Below are 19145 nucleotides of genomic sequence, written 5' to 3' on the forward strand. Positions count from 1 at the left end.
GCGGCACATTCAATGCGGCACCCCCCTCGAATTGGCTGTCGGCAGGGCAAGGATGCGGGACGCCCGCTCGCACCATCGCCTTCAATCCGGCGGGTCCAGCCGTCGTAGCGCAGGGTCTCACCCGGCAATTTTCTGCAAATTACCGTCCAAGCCGGCGGATTGCCGGATATCGCCCGTCGCACGGCCGGTACAGGCTGATGGACGGACTGTGGGTGAAACGCACGGAAGGGAAAGACGCAGGCATGTACCATGACCATGTGCGCCGGGACAGATTGACGAACAAGGCGTGGTTCCTGGGCGTGCTGGCGCTCGCCATCACGGCGGCCGGCATCCTTGGCGGCATCGGGCACACCGGCCTTGCCGCCGTCTTCGCGCCGGTCACCGCGGCCCTGCCTGGCGGCGAGCCGCTGGTGACCGTCTGGGCCGCTCTCGGCCTTGCGCTGATCCTCACATTGAACGTCCATCTTCTCGGCCGGCTCAGCCTTCGGCTGCAGGTCGCTGCCGTCTGGCTGGAAGTGCTCAGCCTGTTCCTGGTCTTCTTCTACAGTTTCGACCTGTCCTACAGCTTCATCCTGGGCAAGCTGTCGTTCCTGATCACCCAGGGCGTCGCGACGACGCTGTACATCTCGGCGATTTCCATCGCCATCGCCTTCGTCCTGGCCATGATCGGGGCCATCGCGAGGCTGTCGGACAATGGCTTCGCCATCGCGATCTCGTCCTTCTACACGTCCTTCTTCCGCGGCGTGCCGCTGCTGATCCAGATCTACCTGATCTATCTCGGCATTCCGCAGCTCGGCTACGTCATCGGGGCGATTCCGGCCGGCGTGGCGGCGCTGTCGCTGTGCTACGGCGCCTATATGACGGAGATCTTCCGCGCCGGAATCATGAGCATCCCCAAGGGCCAATGGGAGGCCGCGCGCGCGCTGGGCTTCGGGCCGATGCACACGCTGGTGCTGATCATCCTGCCGCAATCCCTGCGCCTGATCATCCCGCCGACCGGCAACCAGTTCATCGCCATGCTGAAGGACAGCTCGCTCGTCTCGGTGATCGGGGTGTGGGAACTGATGTTCCTCGCCCGCACCCAAGGCCGCGACGAGTTCCGCCACCTGGAAATGCTGATCACCGCCGCCGCCCTCTATTGGCTGATCTCCATCGTCCTGGAGCAGTTGCAGGCCCGGCTGGAGCGCCGTCTGGCGCGCGGCCACCGCCACTGAGCCGGTCCGCTCTTATCCCAAATCTAATCCCAAAAATTCAAATCGTCCGAACGCCAAGGCTTCCCCTCACGTCAGGAGACCGTCCATGAGCCTGCTCAAATCCCTGTGCCTCGGCGCTGCCGCCATCGGCGCTCTCGCGATGTCCACCGGTGCCGCCAATGCAGGCGCCACGCTGGATCGCATCACGCAGAAAAAGGAAATGGTGGTGGCGACCGCCGCCAACTGGCCGCCGCAATCCTTCATGAACAAGGACAACCAGCTTGACGGTTTTGACGTCGAGGTGGCCAAGGAGATCGCCAAGCGGCTGGGCGCGACGGCCCGCTTCATCACGCCGGAATGGGGCATCATCACCGCCGGCAACTGGAACGGCCGCTGGGACGTCTCCGTCGGCTCGATGACGCCGACGACCGGGCGGACCCGTGTTCTCGACTTCCCGGCGATCTATTACTACACGCCCTATGTCTTCGCCGTTCACAAGACATCGAAGCTGGACAGCCGCGCGGCTCTGAACGGCAAGACCATCGGGGTCGAAGGCGGCACGACCTCCGAGGATTACATCGGCGGGAAGCTGAAGATCGACGCCGTCGGCGTTCCCGACTTCACGGCCGACGTGAAGCCCGGCACCGTCAAGACCTACGGCGACAGCGTCGGGCCGCTGGACGACCTGCGGCTGGGCGACGGCGTGCGGGTGGACGCCATCGTCTCCGCCCTGCCGACCGTCGAGGCGGCTGTGAAGCGCGGCTATCCGATCCGCGTCATCAACGACAAGCCGGCCTATCACGAGCCGCTGGCCATCGCCATCGACAAGGGTGACGCGGAGCTGAACGCCAAATTGACGGAGATCGTGGCCGCCCTGAAGGCGGACGGCACGCTGAAGTCGCTGTCGGAGAAATGGTACGGCATCGACTACACCGTCGCCAAGTGATGCAGCCCGGAGGCCGGCCGCACCGCCCCCCCCCCGGCGGCCGGCCTCCGCCCACTTCCCGAAAACCCGACACCAATTCGGCAAACGGAACCCAACCGGCATGCGTGACTACCCGAACACCTATTACAGCGCCACCCGCCGCCCGGCGAGCGACCACGCCCCCCTGCGCGGTACGGTGACGGCCGATGTCTGCGTGATCGGTGGCGGACTGGCCGGCCTGTCCACCGCGTGGGAATTGATCCGGCGCGGCCGTTCGGTCGCGCTGCTGGAGGCGCAGCGGATCGGCTGGGGAGCATCCGGCCGCAACGGCGGCTTCGTCCTGCAGGGCTGGTCGGAGGGGCTGCGCAACATCGAGGCCCGCTGCGGCCGGGATCATGCCCGCGCGCTGTTCGGCCTTTCGGTGGAAGGCGTGGAGATCGTCCGCGACACCATCGCAGGCCATTCCCTGCCCGGCTGCAACCCGACCACGGGGAAGCTCGGCGTCACCCGCTACGAGGCGGCGGACCAGTTGCAGCGCCACCGCGACCACATGGCGCGGACCTACGGCTACGAATTCACCTACATCGACCGTCCGACTCTGCGCGGTCTGCTGAAAAGCGACATCTATTTCCAGGCCCTGCGCGACCCGGTCGGCTTCCATTTCCACCCGCTGAACTATTGCCTGGGCCTCGCCGACCTGATCGCGGGCGCCGGCGGGCGCCTGTTCGAGGGTACCGCCATGATCGGCATCAGCCGTACCGGCACGCTCGGCCCCGGCGGCCGCTGGCGGGTGGATACGGTGGACGGCTCGGTCATGTGCCACGATGTGGTGATGTGCGGCGGCGGCTACGGCGGGCCGGAGTTCGGTCCCCTACGCCGGGCGTTCCTGCCGATCGCCACCTATGTCGTGCTGACCGAGCGGCTGGGTGAGCGCCTGTCGGACTTCGTCACGACCACCGACGCGGTCGGCGACGACCGTCGTTCCTCCGACTATTACCGCATCGTTGAAGGCGACCGGTTGCTATGGGGCGGACGGATCACCACCCGCCACGAACAGGACGAAAAGCGCTTGGCCGCCCTGCTGCGCCGGGATATCAGCGGGGTCTTCCCCGGCCTTGCCGATGTGCGGATCGAAAAGGCATGGTCGGGGCTGATGGGATACGCGCGCCACAAGATGCCGCATATCGCCAAAGTTGAAGAAGGAATGTGGAGCTGTTCGTCTTTCGGCGGGCACGGCATGAACACGGCGCCGATCGGCGGGCGCGTCGTCGCCGAGGCGATCACCGGCGAAAGCGACCGGATTCGGTTTTTCGCCCCTTACGGTTTGACCTGGAATGGCGGTATCTTCGGCCCCCCTGCCGCGGAGTTGGTCTATGCGGGACTGCGCCTGATGGACTTCTGGCAGGAGTCGCGATCCCGGCGCCAGGGCTCTTGAGGGATCGGCCACCGATGCGAGGGGATGAGGGTATGTCTGGGCCGGGCAACGAACAGGGTTTCCGCCTGACGGACAAGGACAAGCAACTCCTCGCACTGTTGCAGAAGAACGCGCGGGAACCGACCTCCGCGCTCGCCCGTAAGATCGGCGTGTCGCGGACGGCCCTGCAGGAGCGCATCCAGCGGTTGGAAAGCGCCGGCGTGATCGAGGGCTATTCGGTCCGCATCAACCACAGCAAGCTGATCTACACGGTGAACTGCTTCACCATGGCGGTCTGCAACAACAAGACCTATTCCGACGTCATCGCCCAAATGCGGACGATGGAGGCGGTGCAGGCGGTGTACGCCATTTCCGGTGACTGGGATTTCGTCATCCATGTCGCCACGGAAACACTGGAGAAGCTGAACACCGAACTGACGCGGATCAACATGATCAAGGGCGTCGTCCGCACCACGTCGTGCATCGTCATGGAGACGAAATTCGACCGCCGGCTCGCCTTCATGGGCAGGATGGGAGCCAATCTGCTTGAGAATGCCGGCGAACTGCCGGCATCGGGACAAGATGCCGACGCGGTGGGTGCATCGCCGGGCGGAAGCGGTGAAGACCAGGCTGCGGATTGATGCGCCTTTTCGATGCCTGCGCTGTTCACGCAGCAGACGCGTCGGAGATTTCACTTGTCCAACAAGCCCAGCCCGCTCACCACCCCCGATGGCCGCTACATCGTGGTGCGCGGACGTCTGTGGCGTGCGGCCAACCCGGCCTTGTCCGATGAGGCCCGCGCCGGCCTGATCGCCGATCTGATGCGGGCCCGCCGGGCGGTGGCGGCCGCACGGCGTTCTGCCGACCGCAGCGCGGAAGCGGCGGCCCACGCCGCCGTCGATCAGGCCAAACAGGCTCTCGGCGAGCGGGGACCTGTCTGGTGGTCCGATGGTGCGCCGGATCTGAACCGTCACATGATCCGGACGACACCCTATGCCGCCTGGTTCCGTATCGTCAGCGCAGGCGACCTCTGAACCCCGGCTGCGCGGCGCCGTCAACAGTATTGCTCCCAAAGAGCATATCTAGCGCTTGAGAAACGTCTTCCTCGGCCGTATCGTCAGTGTGCCGCAGATAGACTGCGGCATTCTTTCAGCAAGGAGCTTGCTGAGCATGCCACCCATCACCATCACCGGACGCGAGTCCGGAGCCCTGAAATTTGATTTCCTGGTCTTCGTCGGCCGCTTCCGCCCTTTCCATCTCGGCCATATCGCCGTCATGCAGCGGGCCTTGTCGCTGGGGCGGCATCTGATCGTACTGGTCGGATCGTCGCGTCAGGCGCGCAGCCACCGCAATCCCTTCCGCTTCGAAGAGGTACGCTCCTACATGGCGGGAGCCTTCACACCGGAAGAGTGCGAGCGCATCACGGTGCTTCCCCTCATCGACCGCTACAACGACCTGGAATGGATCCGCGATGTTCAGGCCGCGGTGCATGGCGTCGTCGTGCAGCATCACCGGCCTGCCGACGGCTCGGCCCCCAGGGTCGGCCTGATCGGCCATTCGAAGGACCACAGCAGCTACTATCTGCGCATGTTCCCGCAATGGGGCGCCGTGGACTGCATGAACTACCGGGGGATTTCGGCCACACCCATCCGCGATGCCTATTTCATCGACGCGGCGGCGGCGCTGGAGACGTGGAAAGAGGCACTGCCTGCGAATGTCGCCGCCTTCATGGCGGAGTTCGCGCACACCGACGAGTACAAGCGGCTGGCCGAGGAAAGCGCCTACATCGCCAAATACAAGTCGGGGTGGGCCAACGCTCCCTACCCTCCGACCTTTCTGACCGCCGATGCCGTGGTGGTCCTGTCCGGGCACGTCCTGCTGGTCGAGCGCCGGGGCCTGCCCGGACGCGGCCTGCTCGCCCTGCCCGGCGGCTTCGTCGGTCAGCATGAGCGGATCAAGGACGCCATGATCCGGGAGTTGCGGGAGGAGACGAAGCTCAAGATTCCGGCAGGGTTTCTGGAGGGCGGCATCCGGGCCAGCCAGATCTTCGATTACCCCTACCGCTCGTCGCGCGGGCGCACGGTGACCCAGGCCTTCCTCATCCAACTCAAAGCCACCGACGAAGGATTCCCCAAGGTGCGCGGTGGCGACGACGCCAAATCGGCGCGCTGGGTGCCGATCGCGGAAATCGATCCCGAACGGATGTTCGAAGATCACTTCCACATCATTCAAACCTTGATCGCCTCGGCCAACGCCTGAACGCACTGTCCGTCAGCCGCCGAACGTCGTCATCGCCGAACGGACCTACGGGCCGGGTAGACGCCTGCCGGCCGTCAAACAGCACGGGCTGTGCCCCGGTCAGCCGAGAACAGGAGGTTTCAGCCATGCTCGTCAATTTCAGCAGCCGCGCCCACAACCACAATTTTGCCACCGACTTCATCGTCCGCTCGCTGCTCGACACCGACTGGTACAAGCTGGCGATGCTGCAGTTCATCTGGCGGCATTTCCGCGACGTGAAGGTCCGCTTCAGCCTGATCAACCGCACCGGATCGGTGAAGCTCGCCCGGTTCATCGACGAGGCCGAGCTGCGCCGCCAGCTCGACAATGTGCGCTCGTTGCGCCTGAAGCGGTCCGAAGCGGTCTGGCTCCAGGGCAACACCTTCTACGGCCAGCGCGGGATCTTCCGGCCCGAGTTCGTCGCGTGGCTCGCCGATGAGTTTGCACTGCCCGACTACCGGCTGTCGGAGGAGGACGGCCAGTGGCGCCTGGATTTCGAAGGGTCGTGGGCGATGACGACGATGTGGGAAATCTACGCGCTCAGCATCATCAACGAACTGAAGACGCGCGCCGCGCTGGCGAGCATGACGGAAACCGAACTCGACATCCTCTACGCCCGCGCCAAGGTCCGCCTCTGGGACAAGATCGAACGGTTGCGCCCGCTCGAACACCTCAGCCTCTCGGATTTCGGCACGCGGCGGCGGCACAGCTTCCTCTGGCAGGAATATGTCGTGGAGACGATGGCGGCCGAACTCGGCCCGCGTTTCATCGGCACCTCCAACACCCACCTCGCCATGAAGCACGATCTGGAGGCCATCGGCACCAACGCGCACGAGCTGCCGACGACGGTCGCAGCGCTGGCGCGGACCGAAGACGACCTGCGCGCCGCACAGTACGAGGTCCTGCGGCTGTGGCAGGAGACCTATGGCGGCGCGATGCTGGTGTTCCTGCCCGACACCTTCGGATCGACCCAGTTCCTGAAGAACGCGCCGGAACGGGTGGCGGATTGGACCGGCATGCGGGTGGACAGCAAGGAGCCGGTGGCCGCGGGCGAGGAATACATCGCCTGGCTTGAGCGGCATGGCCGCGATCCGCGGGAGAAGCGCGTTCTGTTCAGCGACGGTCTGGACGTCGAGGACATCCTGCGCCTCCACCGGACCTTCGGCGGCCGCATCCGCGACGGCTACGGCTGGGGCACCCTGCTGACCTCGGACTTCCGGGGCTGCCATCCGCGCAACGGCCAGGGGCTCGATCCGCTGAGCCTCGTCTGCAAGGTGACGGCGGTCGAGGTGGACGGTGCCTGGAAGGGAGCGGTCAAGCTCAGCGACAATTACGAGAAGGCAACCGGGCCGGCCTCCGAGGTCGCCCGCTACCGCGCCATCTTCGGCACCGAGGGCGTCGCGAACGTACCCGTACTGGTCTGAACCTGAGGAGACGCATCATGACCGAACCGATCATCAGCCCGGCCGCCGCGCTGGAGGCCGTCGCGGCCACACTGCCGGTGCGCAGGACCACCGTGGCGCTGGCCGGCAAGCGGGTTGGAAAGCTCGACGTCGATCCGGTAAAGGGGTTCGCCGCCATCGGCGGCGGCAATCTGGCGCCGCCGTCGGCCAATGCCCAGGTCACCCGCATGATCGCCGAGATCGACCGCACCAACCGGCTGTTCATCGAGGCCGGCCACCCCATCGCGGTGTTCCTGGACACCCATGAACCGGGCAAGCCCGAGTATCCCTACCCGCCCCACTGCGAAGCCGGCACCGGCGAAGAGGATCTGGTCGGGGAGCTGTCCTGGCTGGACGGCGCGCCCGGCGTCACGCTGATGCGCAAGGACTGCATCAACGGCGTGGTCGGGACGACCGACCTCGCCACCGGTCGGAACCGGCTGTTCGACTGGATCGCCGGAAACGGCATCGAAACGCTGGTGGTGGACGGCATCTGCACCGACATCTGCGTGCTCCAGGCGGTGCAAGCCCTGCTGTCGGCGCGCAACCACGGCATGACCGGGCCGCTGCGCGAGATCGTCGTGTATGAGCCGGGATGCGCCACCTACGACCTGCCGCCCGCCACGGCCCGCGGCCTCGGCCTGCCCGACACCGCGGCCCACCCGCAGATGGTCGCCCACCACATCGGGCTTTATCTGATGCAGGCGAGCGGCGCGGTCATCGCCGACGAGCTTCTCCTTCAGATATCGTAAGACGGCCGAGCCGGCTCTCTCCGCTTATCGGGATCTAATCGGAACGGCGCTGGAATCCAGAATGACTGGAACGCTGATCGGCGCGGTGACGCCGACGACGGTTACAGTCCCCTCCCCTCCCTGCAATACGCCCGGGCAAGGCCAGGCCGTGTGCCCAGCCGGATTGACCCCCGGGGCAGGCAACCGGCCCACCTGCCCCAGCGCCGGCAAGTCCCTGAAGGAAAGCCGGCGCGCGCGATCGGACGGAGGCGGATGGTCAGGGAAGCGACCCGGCCGCCTTGGAGATCGGGCAGCCGAACAGATCGCTCAGCCAGCCGGCCACCTCCTCCAGCTTGTAGCCCAGGGCGACCATCGCCTGCTGAACATAGGCCGCCGCCGCGCCCAGCCCCTGAAAGAGCTGCGCCAAATCCTTGCCCAGCTGCTTGAACTGGTTCTGCAGGATCTGGCCGACCAGCTTCAGGCCGTCGACGAGGTTCTGCCACTGGCTCTTGGCCCAGGCGAGGAAGGCATCCAGGTCGGCAAGTGCCGCCTGCATCAGGGCCGAAGCTTCCTGCTTGACGGTGTCGAGGACATGGCCGGCGACGTCCTTCAGGCTGTCGATGACCCCCTGCACGTCGACGTTCACCAGGGACACGGGGGACGCCTGGCTGCCCAGGGCCAAGGAGAGACCCAGCAGCTCGAAGTCGAAATACCCGTTCACCACGAGGCTCTGCTTCGACGCCTGGAAGGCCAATCCGGCCGCAACGCTGAAATTCGGCAGCGCCACCTTGGGCACCAGGGTGACGCCCCACAGGGTGATGCCGTCCCAGGTCAGGTTCTGCCAACCGAAGTTGAAGCCGAAGGAAGCGCCGAGCTGGTACTGGCTGGGGTTGAGCAGGAAGGTGATGCTGTCCCCGCTCCAGGTTCCGCAGCCGCCGGCGGGATTGCCCTCCTGCACCGCGTAGTCCAGCTGGAACTGGTTGTCGGTGGTGGCAAGGGCATAGAGGTGGTCCTCCACCACGTCCAGGAACTTCAGGTACATGGACGAGTAGAAGCGGACCGGCTGGCCGTTGTTGACGCCCGGCACCACGATACCCGCCGGGGTGGCCGCGATAGCCAGTTCCGGCCCCTGGCTGGTAGGCTTCTGGGCCGTGGGGTCCCAGCCCGACAGCATGAACACCGACCCCCAGGAGACCGGCTGCTGCAGGATGACGTAGCCGGAGAACCCGGCCTTGGGGTTCGCCTGCTCGGCCAGTGTCGCCGAGACCAGGACGTTCTCCTGCCCGAGGAACGTGAACTGGGCCTGGAGGCCGAAGCCCGCCGGGAAGGGTCCACGGTCGCCGATCTTCTTGAGCTGGGCGCCCTCGACGAACCAGAAGGTGAACTGGGTGATGCTGATCACCTCGTCCAGGAAGGCCACCACGTCGGCCACTTCCGGTTCGCCCTGGGCCTGCAGGGTGGCGGGGGAGAAGTCCAGCGCGAAGGCAGCCTCGAGGACATTGGACAGGGTCATCGGGGCCTGGTCCGCCTTGGTCCAGACCGCGATCCCGTTCGGGACCTCGAAATCGACCACCTCGACCTCGAAGCCGACCTCGAACTCGTACTGCGGTGCGTTCGGGTTCTGCAGCTTCAGGTCGCCTTCCGCGGACAGGGTGACGCCGGCGGCCTCTGCGCCGACGGTGACGCCGCCGTCCAGCTCGACGATGGTCAGCGTCTCCAGGCCGAAGGGCTTGGCCCAGTTCGTCAGGCTGACGGTCAGGTTCAAGTCGCCCTCGGCCGGCACGATGCTGCCGGTCAGGGAAAGGCCGATGGCCGTGCCCGCGTCGGGGTGGAACGTGCCGGCGGCGGTGGCGCTGATGCTGCTGTTGCCCTGGGCCGGGTCGCTCCATTCCAGGGTGAAGCCATCGAACTGGAAGATGCCGTTGTTCATGGCGCTGAAGCTGTCGTTCAGCACCGCCTTCACCGTGGTCGCCCCGGTCCCCTGGGCATAGGCGGCGAACAGGTCGAGCTGCGACACGTCGCCCATGAAGCCGGCGATGGCCTGGAGGCTGTCGGTCAGCTTCAACGAGGTGAAGAACAGGAAGCCGGCGGCGAAGTCGAAGTCCGCCCCCAGCGCCGGCACGGACTTCACGTCCAGCAGGCCCAGCGACGACAGGCTGGTGGACTTGCCGGCCACGGTGGACACGACCAACCCACTGTTGCTGAAGGACACGGAGGAGAGGGCCGGCCAGAGGGAGCCGGGGGACCATTGCGGGACGACCACGCCCACCAGCACGCCGGTCTGGCCGCCCTCGTACTGCACGCGCAGCTCGGCGTCGGTGAAGGTCTGGCCGCCATAGGCCAGCGAGCCCTGGCCGACGAAGTCCAGGTTTCCGCTGCCGTAGGTCAGGTGGAGTTGGCCGTTCGCCAGATTCGCCTGGTTCGCCGGCGTCCAGTCCAGCAGCTGCGGCCATGCCGCCTGCAACGGCCATTGCAGGCTGTTCCCCATGGTGGCGTCGAGGGTCAGCGCCACGCCCCCGTCCACGTCGCTGAAGGTCAGCACCACCTGCGCGCCGCTGTACTTCGTGCTGGCCAGCGTCAGGGTGGCCCCGCTGGCCGTGGCCTGCAGGTCGATGCTGGCAGTCCCGACCAGGGCCTGCAGTTCGAGCTGCCGGGTGGACGGGTCCACCTTCAGGGTCGCCTCGCTGCCCAGTTGCAGCGTGATGCCGTTCAGGTAGTCGCTGATCGCGGTCTGGACCGGGCCGGGGAACTGGTCGTAGCCAAGTTGGAGGGCCTGGGTGCCGGCGCTGGTGTGAAGCAGGCCTTGCAGGGTCGCGTAGATGTTCGAGGCCATGGTCTCACTTCCCCAGGTTGTTCAGCGCGTTCTGCGCGAACTGCGTCGCGGCCTGGCTGATCTGGCCCAGGTTCTGGCCGATGTAGCTGTTGATGGCGCCGATGATGGCCTGGATCAGCGCGTCCTGCCCCAGGAAGGCGTTGATGAAGATCTGGTACTGCTGGTCTTGCGAAGGCAGTGATATGGTCAGGGTCACGTCGCCGGAGCCGGCCACCAGCGTGACCTGCGTATAGGTCAGCGACAGTTGCTGGGGGTTGTCGCCGTCGGAGTAGAGCGAGGTCGTCACGCCGAGGGTGCCGCTGGTGTTGACCAGACTGAGGTTCAGCGTGCCGCTGATCGGGATCGGCTGGTTCTGGTTCACCTGGATGTTGAGGCTGAACGGCGTCGAGGCCGTGACCGGCGGCGACGGCACGGTAACCTGCTGGCCGTTCACATCCACCTTGGTCCCCGCCGGGACCTCGCCCAGCAGCAGGGTCGCCGTGGCCTGCTGGTTGGCGCCGAAGATGGTGCTGTTCGGCGGGGCGATCACGTTGGACAGGCCGTTGATCACCAGATTGGCCAACGAGATGTTGCTGAGTTGGACCGACTGGCCCAGGACGGAGGTGGTGAACGGGCCGTCGATGGACAGATTCGTCGCCGTGAAGGGGTCCAGCTGCGGAGACTTGGAGCCCAGGATCACGGTGGGGACATAGACATAGCCGCTGGGGTCGTTCAGCGCGCCCCGGGCCCGGTCGAAGATGTACTTGTCGACGTCGTTGGCGTCCGTGTCCACCGTGCTGTTGGCGACCTGGGTACTGCCGAAGATGGTGTCGAGAGCGCTGGTGATCTGGCTGGTGAGCAGGTTCGCGACCTGTGCCATGTTGCCCGGGGACATCAGCGCGCCGTTGATCTGGTTCGTCAGCATCTGCGCCGCGTCATTCGTGGCGATAAGTTGCTGGAAGAACGCGGTCCAAGACGGATAGAAGGCCTTTGCGGAGATCGCCTGCGGGAAGGGGATGGGCGACAGGCTCTGGTAGTCCAGATTCTGCAGGGAGAAGCGGTATTCGGTAGCAAACGCACCCAAGTAGATCGTTTGCAAACAAACAGGGCCGCCATGCAGCGGCCCTTTGGCTAGGAGTGCATATAGTGGAACTAGATCAAGCGGTGAGGCTTTTAGCAATGCATGCAGCTATCATAAACCCGCTGCCGGGAGCTTGTAGCGTTCATGCGTCGGCAGAAGCATATGCCAAAGCAATCAGCGGGTTTGTCAATAACCGCGCGGGAGATTTGCTAAGTTCGCTATCATCTTCTGCTGATGCTCGGCACGTTCCTTGAACCATTTCGCCACATTTGCGGTTGTTTCTGTGTTCTTTTCGATGCGCTGAAGCGTAGCGAGCATAGAGCGCAGGAGATCGGTTTGTTCATCTGTCATGAGCATCGCCAATTGTCTGATCATTTTATGAGGCGTATGGCCCTGCGTCGCTGCATCGTGAGTTCCGACGCGAACGAATGGAATGCCTCTTGCTCGTGCAGGCGAAGCCCCGCATTGAACCAATAAACGGGGCTTCGCTCTCCAATTTACCGCTCTTTGATAGGGGCTGATCCTGATCCCTGAACAAGCTTGATCGCGTCCTCGCAGTCGCTCTTGTTCTTGTAGCCTTCCCCAGAGTCGGCAATTTTCCGGTTGTTTGCCGCCTGAAGATACCAGCGCCACTCGTCAGATTTGTCTTTGTACATCCAATACGTCATGGGGGTTCCTTCATGGAAGAAGCGTTTAAGACATACTTGTTCACTTACCGACACGACGGCTCTGAATGGGTTCTGCCCATCAAGGCGCGCGACGCGCACGACGCCAGGGAGCGGTTAAAGGGAATTGCCTTGGCGCGTTTCGATGGCGAGGCTATGGCCCGCATTGACGTACCAACAGTTCCCATGCCGCCGTCCCGACTTTTCGGAAAGCTTCTGATGAGACTTCTTGGGATTAGGGTCTGGAGTCAACGGGATCTGCAAAAGACTTAAGAAGCAAAGCATTAGCGTATGTTGAGAAACGGTAGATGCATATCTACGTATTCTTAGCGACGAATCATTTGTTGTTATATGAATTGTGCGGCGCGGCTACGCAGCCAATACCCGGACCAATCCACGGACGGCGGCAGCGCGGCGGCACGGAAGCCCACGGTGCGGAACTGTTCGGCGTTGCTGGTCCGGCGCTGGTCTTCCCGCCACGCCATTTCGGCGGCATAGCGGTTCAGGTACTTGCCACCGATCCGGTGATACTGGCCCCACTGCGCACGGCGCAGACAGGCGAAGTAGGACTCCGCTTGGTTGGTGCAGGCGTCATCCGCGCTGTAGGCTTCCTGATGGTTGATGCGCTTCATGTTGAAGCGGGCATGCAGGCTGTTCCAACCGGCGGCTTCATCGGCATGGACGGTCGAGGCGCGATCAACGCGGGCCTTGATGAAGGCGACGCTTTCCTCTTCGGAGCGGAAAACCTGGGTGACAGTCCGGCCTTCACGCTCACGGGCCACGACAACAACCTGACGCTTGCCCGTCTGGTTCTCGGTAAGGCGGCGGTCCTTCCGGTCTTCCTTGCGGTTCTCAGGGCGGACGTGACCACCGACATAGCAGCCGTCAACTTCCACGTCGGCGCCGTCGCCACCGAGCACCACGCCGCGGACTTCCGCCGCCATGGCTTGCCGGAGCTTGTGGGCCAGCACATAGGCCGTCTTGTACTGAACGTCGAGATCGCGGCCCAGCTGGAGAGCGGAGATACCCTTGACCGCGTTGACGAAGATGATGATGGCGATCAGGTAATCCCGGATCGGCAGCTTGCGCGAGGCGAACAGGGTGCCGGAGGTTTCGGAGAACTGGCGACGGCACGCCTTGCACTTGAACACGTTCCGGGTGGTGTACTCGTAGCACTTCGGGCAATCGCAGTAGGGGCACACGGCGGCGCCCTTGGTGTCGGGCCAACGGATTTGACGGAACAGCGCGCGGGCTTCCCCATCCGTCATGCGCGCAACCTGTTTCAGGCTGACGGTGCGAGCGGTGGCGGACATGAGGAAGTGCTGAGCTATGACATTCACCGTAAGCGATGATTTACATATCGCAAATCATGATACCTGCCGCAGGGCTTGTCAATAGGTTTATATCGCGTATGATGATTTCCATCATGATCTACGAGGGTGCGATGAAGACGGACAAGGAGTGGGCGGATCAGGTGAAGGGCATTCTCAAGGCCGAGTTGAAGCGCAGGAACGTGACATACGAGCAGCTTGCCCATCGCTTGGGAGAGTTGGGGGTGCAGGAATCCCCAGAGAACATCGCGAACAAGGTGAGTCGCGGAAAATTCACCGCTGTCTTTTTGATGCAATGCCTAGAGGCAATCGGATGTAAAACACTCAGCCTGACAACAGAATGAGCGGGGCGACCGAAGCCGCCCCGCTGCCCAAGTCAGAAACGTTGATCAGTCCTTGCGCTTCGGCTTCTTGCTGCGAGAGCGGCAGTAAAACGCCTGAAGGCCGTAGGCCGCTGCATAAAGCTTGCGACCGTTCCGAAGGGTGATGACCTTGGTGTAGAAGCCGTCGCCCTCATACTCGGGGCGAACACAGGGGGTGGCATCCATAGACATGGACTCCTTGTTTCGAGTTGCAAAATGGAACCCGAAACGCTAGGATCCTGATCGTGTTCGATGGACGCCCAGCGTTACGGGTGCTCATTATAGCCAAGCCGGTCAGGGCGAGGGGGTCGGATCCTTCAAACTGACCGGCCGCGTCTCTTCCTCCGTCGAGGCGCTAGGGCAACGGTTGCCCTCTAATAATTTCACTTCCTACCCTCCTTGACTCCAATTCTATCTGGTCTGCCCCCCTGGGTGATCTTTGCGATGCGTTGACCGCAGCCGGCGTCGTGATCGGCGGAAACGATCCGAAAGCAAACCTATCCGCAAAGCTAGGGCAGTCGTCTGAACTGATCTCGCTTAGAAAGCTTGGTTGGTGGATCAAAGGCGAACCCTATGGCGACTACGTCCCTGGGATTGCCGCGGACGAGACGGTCAGCCTTGACCATGGAAGCGATAATGATGACGAGATCGTGAAAGATCTGATGAGCTAAGTGGCGTCTTTTAATGCGCCACCCTCCACGCCGTCACCTTGCCATTCTCCACCCGCTCCACCAGATCGGCGGCTTGCCGGGTGACGGCGTTGTGAACCAGCTTCGTGACCAGCTTTCCGGTGCGTGCGTCGGTGGTGTCCAGCCCTCGGCGCTGCATCACCTCAACGGCGATGTCTCTCACGGTCATGGGGGCTGGTGCGATGCGGAGAACGTCCAGCACCATGCGGGCCAACTCCCCCGGCTTGAACCAGTCATTCCGCTTCCTGACGGCCTTGGGTGCGATCTCTTCGGGGACGACATCCGGGGCGCATAGGCGAAGCACGGCGTCGATGTGGACCAGATCGGCCCGGTGCTGGGCAATGCGCTTTTCAAGGTCAGCGATGACGCCGGAGACTTCGGCGCGCTTGGCCGTCAAGCCGGAGATCAGGTAAGTGTCGCCCATGACTTCCTCATCGGATCGAAATGGGCTATAGTGTAGCTAAATCAATGAGTTGTCGGCTATCTGGCCGTGGGTGTGTTTGCTACCGAATACCGCTACACTCCCACAGCAACATTCCTGCTGCCACATGCTGTTGCGGCTGGACCACGGTTTCCCATCGGCTACACTGTCGACCGCACGCAGCGCCGCGAGACGGCCGTTGCGGCTGGACCACGGTTTCCCATCGGCTACACTCACGCCATTCCTTTGGATGCCTGACCCGACGTTGCGGCTGGACCACGGTTTCCCATCGGCTACACTGATGGATGGTGTGGGGGCGAGCGACCGCGAGTTGCGGCTGGACCACGGTTTCCCATCGGCTACACTCGACAGGTCCAGGTCGTCCAGGCCGAGGCCGTTGCGGTTGGACCACGGTTTCCCATCGGCTACACTTGGATCTGCAGATCCATGTCGCGGTTCCACTGTTGCGGCTGGACCACGGTTTCCCATCGGCTACACTCTTTTGAGGCACGACAAGTCGATGCGCATGGTTGCGGCTGGACCACGGTTTCCCATCGGCTACACTCAGCTGCTTGAAGTCGAACTGCGCGGCGGTGTTGCGGCTGGACCACGGTTTCCCATCGGCTACACTATACCGGCGCCGGTCCTCGTTGGTGATGCTGTTGCGGCTGGACCACGGTTTCCCATCGGCTACACTTTCAGCCCCAGGCAGCGCTCGATCATGCCGGTTGCGGCTGGACCACGGTTTCCCATCGGCTACACTCTCGGTATTCGGTAGCAAACACACCCACGGCCCAATAGCCGCCAAATCATTGATTTAGCTAAACTGTAGCCCATTCCCTTCCAGTGAGGAAGCCATGGGCGACACCTATCTGATCTCCGGCTTGACCGCCAAGCGCGCCGAAGTCTCCGGCGTCATCGCTGACCTCGAAAAGCGCATCGCCCAGCACCGGGCCGATCTGGTCCACATCGACGCCGTGCTGCGCCTATGCGCCCCGGATGTCGTCCCCGAAGAGATCGCACCCAAGGCCGTCAGGAAGCGAAACGACTGGTTCAAGCCGGGGGAGCTATCCCGCATGGTGCTGGACGTTCTCCGCATCGCACCGGCCCCCATGACCGTACGAGACATCGCCGTCGAGGTGATGCAGCGCCGGGGGATGGACACCACCGACGCACGCACTGGAAAGCTGGTCACGAAGCTGGTTCATAACACCGTCACCCGGCAAGCCGCCGATCTGGTGGAGCGGGTTGAAGATGGCAAGGTGACGGCGTGGAAGGTGGCGGGGTAACATCACGTAGGTAGGCGCTAACGCAGTGCCTACCTATGTGGTTGGTACACAAAATCTTCCTATAGTGTAGCTAGAACCGCATCCAGGTCTTTGACCAGCGGCCCAATTTGAGAGTCGCTTGCCTGAGTGCTTTTGCCGTATATCTGATATTTCTTTGCTGGCAATTTTGAAAGAGGCAGACCAACATGATTGATGATCGCCGCAAGAGTATTTCCATCTTTTACATTAAGAACGTCTCCTCCGCCATTGCTCGAAAATACCTCTGGGTGTGCCGCCTTCACCGATGCGACGACGTTTTTAATCTCTGCGACATGGGACTTAAAAGCCGTCGCTGCATCGGCTAGATTAGACCTAGATTTATTTTGTACAAACCTATGAATGTCAGGGAGGCTTAGCCCCGCTGCTGTAGCGTTGGAATGAAAGACAAGGAATACCTCGTCCTCCAATTTTTCTGAACCAAGGTCGATGCCGTATATCAGTTTGAATAGATTTCTAATCCCCCTTATTGACGCCGCGTCCGCCGTACACGGGACGATAATCCTAGATGACGCCACAACAGCCATTTCCGTATAATTAGCAAAACTAGGATTACAGTCTATAAAATATACCTGCTTCTTATCGATTGACTGCTTGCGTTGCTCAAATGAGCTTATCAAATCACTCAAAAGGAGTCTGCTTTTCTTCCACGCGCTCTTTTCCGGAGCTGTCCCCATGTAGTTTATAATTGTCGAGCAAATATCAAGATCCACATCACCGGGGAGAAGATACAGATTTGGCGGCATGTTCTTGTTGTAATCATCGGCTTTGACAAAATAATTTGTTTCCGTTCCTAGCTTAGCAGACTTAGATCGCTCATATCTATCTTTAATATATCCGGCAATTGTTATATTGTTCCCTCGGAGAGCTTCTAGATTTGCTTCTCCCTTGCCATTTCCGCCAAGTATCATCTCAGATACGTTTGCCTGTGGGCACGCATCGACCACAACAACCTCTTCAGAGGGGTGCTTGATGGCGTACTCAACAGAAAGCATATAAGTAAGAAATGTTTTCCCAACCCCTCCTTTGTTGTTCCAAATAAGATACTTAATCCTGTCCATTTCTAAGACCTCCGTTTTCAGTAAATCTAGTAATTGCAGTCAACTATAGCTTCCAACCGAGAGGCATGGCAAGCGCAAGGTCCCCATGTTTACACATCATCCACCCTCACCGCTGGGCACCCAATCGCCTTCATGCTGGCAAGGAAGAACCACGTCGGGAATGCGCCCCGGTTGATCTTCACCGTGACAGAGCCTTCCGTTTCCTCGATCCCCATAGCTGACAACCGGCGGGCCAATTCGTCATAGGTCACGTCATGCCGCTTCAACTCGGCCTTCATGAACCGCTTGGCGCGGCCTGCCCATTCGTCCTTCGCTTCCATGCCAGATACCTCTCGTTAACGCATGGAAACCAACATATGTGATAGCTTTTCCGTTGACAAGGATGGTCGTTAAAGCTAACGTATCTGTAAGGAAACACACGGATACGCAGTCATGGCCCAGCACTTCCTCATGTCCGCCACTGCCCGCACCGTCAGCCTGAAACAGGTTGCGCGCATGACGGACGGGGAAGCCCGCGCGCTATTCCGTCAAATCCGCTGGCCCGACACCAAGGGCGCCGCCGTGTGCCTCTACTGCGATTGCCCGAAGTGCTACGAGTACACCACCCGGAACGTGTTCAAGTGCAAGGCGTGCCGCCGCCAGTTCTCCGAAACCTCCGGCACCCTGTTCGCCTCGCGCAAGCTGCCGATCCGGGATTACCTGATCGCCATCATCATCTTCGTCAACGCGGTCAAGGGTATCTCCGCTCTCCAGCTCGGCCGTGATCTCGACGTTCAGTACAAGACGGCCTATGTGCTGGCCCACAAGCTCCGGGAAGCCATGGCGGCGGAAGTCCGTGGCGTGGTGCTCGGTGGCGACGGCGCCGACGTGGAAGTTGACGGCTGCTATGTCGGTGGGCACGTCCGCCCCGAGAACCGCAAGGAAGACCGGAAGGACCGCCGCCTTGCCGAGAACCAGACGGGCAAGCGTCAGGTGGTTGTCGTGGCCCGTGAGCGCGACGACCGGACTGTCACCCAGGTCTTCCGCTCCGAAGAGGAAAGCGTCGCCTTCATCAAGGCCCGCGTTGATCGCGCCTCCACCGTCCATGCCGATGAAGCCGCCGGTTGGAACCCCCTGCATGCCCGCTTCAACATGAAGCGCATCAACCACCAAGAAGCCTACAGCGCGGATGACGCCTGCACCAATCAGGCGGAGAGCTACTTCGCCCGTCTGCGCCGTGCGCAGTGGGGCCAGTATCACCGGATCGGCGGCAAGTACCTGAACCGCTACGCTGCCGAAATGGCGTGGCGTGAAGACCAGCGCCGGACCAGCAACGGCGAACAGTTCCGCACCGTGGGCTTCCGTGCCGCCGCGCTGCCGCCGTCCGTGGATTGGTCCGGGTACTGGCAGCGCGGCCGGGTCTGAGTGACATACCCC

The 19145-nt window shown here is 62.5% G+C and carries 21 protein-coding genes and 1 CRISPR repeat array; of the genes, 12 read left to right on the plus strand and 9 right to left on the minus strand.

Features of this window, described 5'->3' with window-relative positions:
* Positions 1 to 242 precede the first annotated feature (242 nt).
* The 8 genes from J2Y49_RS21475 (at position 243) to J2Y49_RS21510 (ending at position 8003) form a co-directional block, all read left to right on the plus strand.
* Positions 243 to 1214 carry an amino acid ABC transporter permease gene (locus J2Y49_RS21475; protein WP_310116989.1) on the plus strand — a complete coding sequence of 324 codons (972 nt, stop codon included), beginning with the start codon at positions 243 to 245 and terminating at the stop codon, positions 1212 to 1214.
* Between the two features lie 85 nt (positions 1215 to 1299).
* A complete protein-coding gene (locus J2Y49_RS21480) occupies positions 1300 to 2139 on the plus strand; it encodes a transporter substrate-binding domain-containing protein (protein ID WP_310116990.1) in 840 nt (279 codons plus the stop codon).
* Between the two features lie 100 nt (positions 2140 to 2239).
* Positions 2240 to 3553 (plus strand): FAD-binding oxidoreductase, encoded by a 1314-nt coding sequence (locus J2Y49_RS21485; RefSeq protein WP_310116992.1) that lies wholly within the window; start codon positions 2240 to 2242, stop codon positions 3551 to 3553.
* A 32-nt stretch (positions 3554 to 3585) separates the two neighbouring features.
* Positions 3586 to 4173 (plus strand): Lrp/AsnC family transcriptional regulator, encoded by a 588-nt coding sequence (locus tag J2Y49_RS21490; protein ID WP_310116994.1) that lies wholly within the window; start codon positions 3586 to 3588, stop codon positions 4171 to 4173.
* A 54-nt stretch (positions 4174 to 4227) separates the two neighbouring features.
* Positions 4228 to 4566 (plus strand): hypothetical protein, encoded by a 339-nt coding sequence (locus tag J2Y49_RS21495; protein ID WP_310116995.1) that lies wholly within the window; start codon positions 4228 to 4230, stop codon positions 4564 to 4566.
* Positions 4567 to 4702: 136 nt separating this feature from the next.
* On the plus strand, positions 4703 to 5791 hold the full coding sequence (locus J2Y49_RS21500) for a bifunctional nicotinamide-nucleotide adenylyltransferase/Nudix hydroxylase (RefSeq protein WP_310116996.1): 1089 nt from the start codon (positions 4703 to 4705) through the stop codon (positions 5789 to 5791).
* A 125-nt stretch (positions 5792 to 5916) separates the two neighbouring features.
* Entirely contained in the window at positions 5917 to 7233 is a 1317-nt protein-coding gene (locus J2Y49_RS21505) for a nicotinate phosphoribosyltransferase (RefSeq protein WP_310116997.1), read from the plus strand.
* A 17-nt stretch (positions 7234 to 7250) separates the two neighbouring features.
* A complete protein-coding gene (locus J2Y49_RS21510) occupies positions 7251 to 8003 on the plus strand; it encodes an isochorismatase family protein (RefSeq protein WP_310116998.1) in 753 nt (250 codons plus the stop codon).
* A gap of 256 nt (positions 8004 to 8259) precedes the next feature.
* Here J2Y49_RS21510 and J2Y49_RS21515 read toward each other — a convergent pair whose 3' ends face one another.
* The 5 genes from J2Y49_RS21515 to J2Y49_RS21535 form a co-directional block, all read right to left on the minus strand.
* Entirely contained in the window at positions 8260 to 10815 is a 2556-nt protein-coding gene (locus J2Y49_RS21515) for a hypothetical protein (protein ID WP_310116999.1), read from the minus strand.
* A gap of 4 nt (positions 10816 to 10819) precedes the next feature.
* A complete protein-coding gene (locus tag J2Y49_RS21520; protein ID WP_310117000.1) occupies positions 10820 to 11878 on the minus strand; it encodes a hypothetical protein in 1059 nt (352 codons plus the stop codon).
* A 183-nt stretch (positions 11879 to 12061) separates the two neighbouring features.
* Complete coding sequence (locus tag J2Y49_RS21525) at positions 12062 to 12238, minus strand: hypothetical protein (RefSeq protein WP_310117001.1); 177 nt, start codon at positions 12236 to 12238, stop codon at positions 12062 to 12064.
* A gap of 134 nt (positions 12239 to 12372) precedes the next feature.
* Positions 12373 to 12543 carry a DUF1508 domain-containing protein gene (locus J2Y49_RS21530; protein WP_310117002.1) on the minus strand — a complete coding sequence of 57 codons (171 nt, stop codon included), beginning with the start codon at positions 12541 to 12543 and terminating at the stop codon, positions 12373 to 12375.
* A 344-nt stretch (positions 12544 to 12887) separates the two neighbouring features.
* A complete protein-coding gene (locus J2Y49_RS21535) occupies positions 12888 to 13871 on the minus strand; it encodes an IS1595 family transposase (protein WP_310117128.1) in 984 nt (327 codons plus the stop codon).
* Between the two features lie 80 nt (positions 13872 to 13951).
* Between J2Y49_RS21535 and J2Y49_RS21540 the strand changes: the two genes are divergently transcribed.
* Positions 13952 to 14215: a DUF6471 domain-containing protein gene (locus J2Y49_RS21540; RefSeq protein ID WP_310117003.1), complete on the plus strand. Its 264-nt coding sequence runs from the start codon at positions 13952 to 13954 to the stop codon at positions 14213 to 14215.
* 45 nt (positions 14216 to 14260) lie between these two features.
* Here the strand turns inward: J2Y49_RS21540 and J2Y49_RS21545 are convergent, their stop codons facing one another.
* On the minus strand, positions 14261 to 14419 hold the full coding sequence (locus J2Y49_RS21545) for a hypothetical protein (protein ID WP_310117004.1): 159 nt from the start codon (positions 14417 to 14419) through the stop codon (positions 14261 to 14263).
* Between the two features lie 263 nt (positions 14420 to 14682).
* Between J2Y49_RS21545 and J2Y49_RS21550 the strand changes: the two genes are divergently transcribed.
* Positions 14683 to 14904, plus strand: a complete 222-nt coding sequence (locus J2Y49_RS21550; protein WP_310117005.1) for a hypothetical protein — start codon at positions 14683 to 14685, stop codon at positions 14902 to 14904.
* 10 nt (positions 14905 to 14914) lie between these two features.
* Here J2Y49_RS21550 and J2Y49_RS21555 read toward each other — a convergent pair whose 3' ends face one another.
* A complete protein-coding gene (locus J2Y49_RS21555; protein WP_310117006.1) occupies positions 14915 to 15346 on the minus strand; it encodes a hypothetical protein in 432 nt (143 codons plus the stop codon).
* 129 nt (positions 15347 to 15475) lie between these two features.
* Positions 15476 to 16106: direct repeats of the CRISPR family, unit length 36 nt; unit sequence GTTGCGGCTGGACCACGGTTTCCCATCGGCTACACT.
* 94 nt (positions 16107 to 16200) lie between these two features.
* Between J2Y49_RS21555 and J2Y49_RS21560 the strand changes: the two genes are divergently transcribed.
* Positions 16201 to 16632 (plus strand): hypothetical protein, encoded by a 432-nt coding sequence (locus J2Y49_RS21560; protein ID WP_310117007.1) that lies wholly within the window; start codon positions 16201 to 16203, stop codon positions 16630 to 16632.
* 59 nt (positions 16633 to 16691) lie between these two features.
* Here J2Y49_RS21560 and J2Y49_RS21565 read toward each other — a convergent pair whose 3' ends face one another.
* The gene (locus J2Y49_RS21565) at positions 16692 to 17729 is read right to left on the minus strand and encodes a ParA family protein (RefSeq protein WP_310117008.1); all 1038 of its coding nucleotides are present in this window, start codon (positions 17727 to 17729) and stop codon (positions 16692 to 16694) included.
* Positions 17730 to 17818: 89 nt separating this feature from the next.
* The gene (locus tag J2Y49_RS21570) at positions 17819 to 18049 is read right to left on the minus strand and encodes a DUF6471 domain-containing protein (protein ID WP_310117009.1); all 231 of its coding nucleotides are present in this window, start codon (positions 18047 to 18049) and stop codon (positions 17819 to 17821) included.
* A gap of 112 nt (positions 18050 to 18161) precedes the next feature.
* On the opposite strand from J2Y49_RS21570, the gene J2Y49_RS21575 reads away from it, so the two are divergent.
* Positions 18162 to 19133 carry an IS1595 family transposase gene (locus J2Y49_RS21575; protein ID WP_310117010.1) on the plus strand — a complete coding sequence of 324 codons (972 nt, stop codon included), beginning with the start codon at positions 18162 to 18164 and terminating at the stop codon, positions 19131 to 19133.
* Positions 19134 to 19145: the final 12 nt, after the last annotated feature.

The sequence above is a fragment of the Azospirillum sp. BE72 genome, assembly GCF_031455875.1.
In the GTDB taxonomy this organism is placed as follows: Bacteria; Pseudomonadota; Alphaproteobacteria; order Azospirillales; family Azospirillaceae; genus Azospirillum.

Coding starts and splice junctions, on each gene's coding strand:
- J2Y49_RS21475 (WP_310116989.1), top strand. CDS start 243: ATGTACCATGACCATGTGCGCCGGGACAGATTGACGAACAAGGCGTGG.
- J2Y49_RS21480 (WP_310116990.1), top strand. CDS start 1,300: ATGAGCCTGCTCAAATCCCTGTGCCTCGGCGCTGCCGCCATCGGCGCT.
- J2Y49_RS21485 (WP_310116992.1), top strand. CDS start 2,240: ATGCGTGACTACCCGAACACCTATTACAGCGCCACCCGCCGCCCGGCG.
- J2Y49_RS21490 (WP_310116994.1), top strand. CDS start 3,586: ATGTCTGGGCCGGGCAACGAACAGGGTTTCCGCCTGACGGACAAGGAC.
- J2Y49_RS21500 (WP_310116996.1), top strand. CDS start 4,703: ATGCCACCCATCACCATCACCGGACGCGAGTCCGGAGCCCTGAAATTT.
- J2Y49_RS21505 (WP_310116997.1), top strand. CDS start 5,917: ATGCTCGTCAATTTCAGCAGCCGCGCCCACAACCACAATTTTGCCACC.
- J2Y49_RS21510 (WP_310116998.1), top strand. CDS start 7,251: ATGACCGAACCGATCATCAGCCCGGCCGCCGCGCTGGAGGCCGTCGCG.
- J2Y49_RS21515 (WP_310116999.1), bottom strand. CDS start 10,815: ATGGCCTCGAACATCTACGCGACCCTGCAAGGCCTGCTTCACACCAGC.
- J2Y49_RS21530 (WP_310117002.1), bottom strand. CDS start 12,543: ATGACGTATTGGATGTACAAAGACAAATCTGACGAGTGGCGCTGGTAT.
- J2Y49_RS21540 (WP_310117003.1), top strand. CDS start 13,952: ATGATGATTTCCATCATGATCTACGAGGGTGCGATGAAGACGGACAAG.
- J2Y49_RS21545 (WP_310117004.1), bottom strand. CDS start 14,419: ATGGATGCCACCCCCTGTGTTCGCCCCGAGTATGAGGGCGACGGCTTC.
- J2Y49_RS21555 (WP_310117006.1), bottom strand. CDS start 15,346: ATGGGCGACACTTACCTGATCTCCGGCTTGACGGCCAAGCGCGCCGAA.
- J2Y49_RS21560 (WP_310117007.1), top strand. CDS start 16,201: ATGGGCGACACCTATCTGATCTCCGGCTTGACCGCCAAGCGCGCCGAA.
- J2Y49_RS21565 (WP_310117008.1), bottom strand. CDS start 17,729: ATGGACAGGATTAAGTATCTTATTTGGAACAACAAAGGAGGGGTTGGG.
- J2Y49_RS21570 (WP_310117009.1), bottom strand. CDS start 18,049: ATGGAAGCGAAGGACGAATGGGCAGGCCGCGCCAAGCGGTTCATGAAG.
- J2Y49_RS21575 (WP_310117010.1), top strand. CDS start 18,162: ATGGCCCAGCACTTCCTCATGTCCGCCACTGCCCGCACCGTCAGCCTG.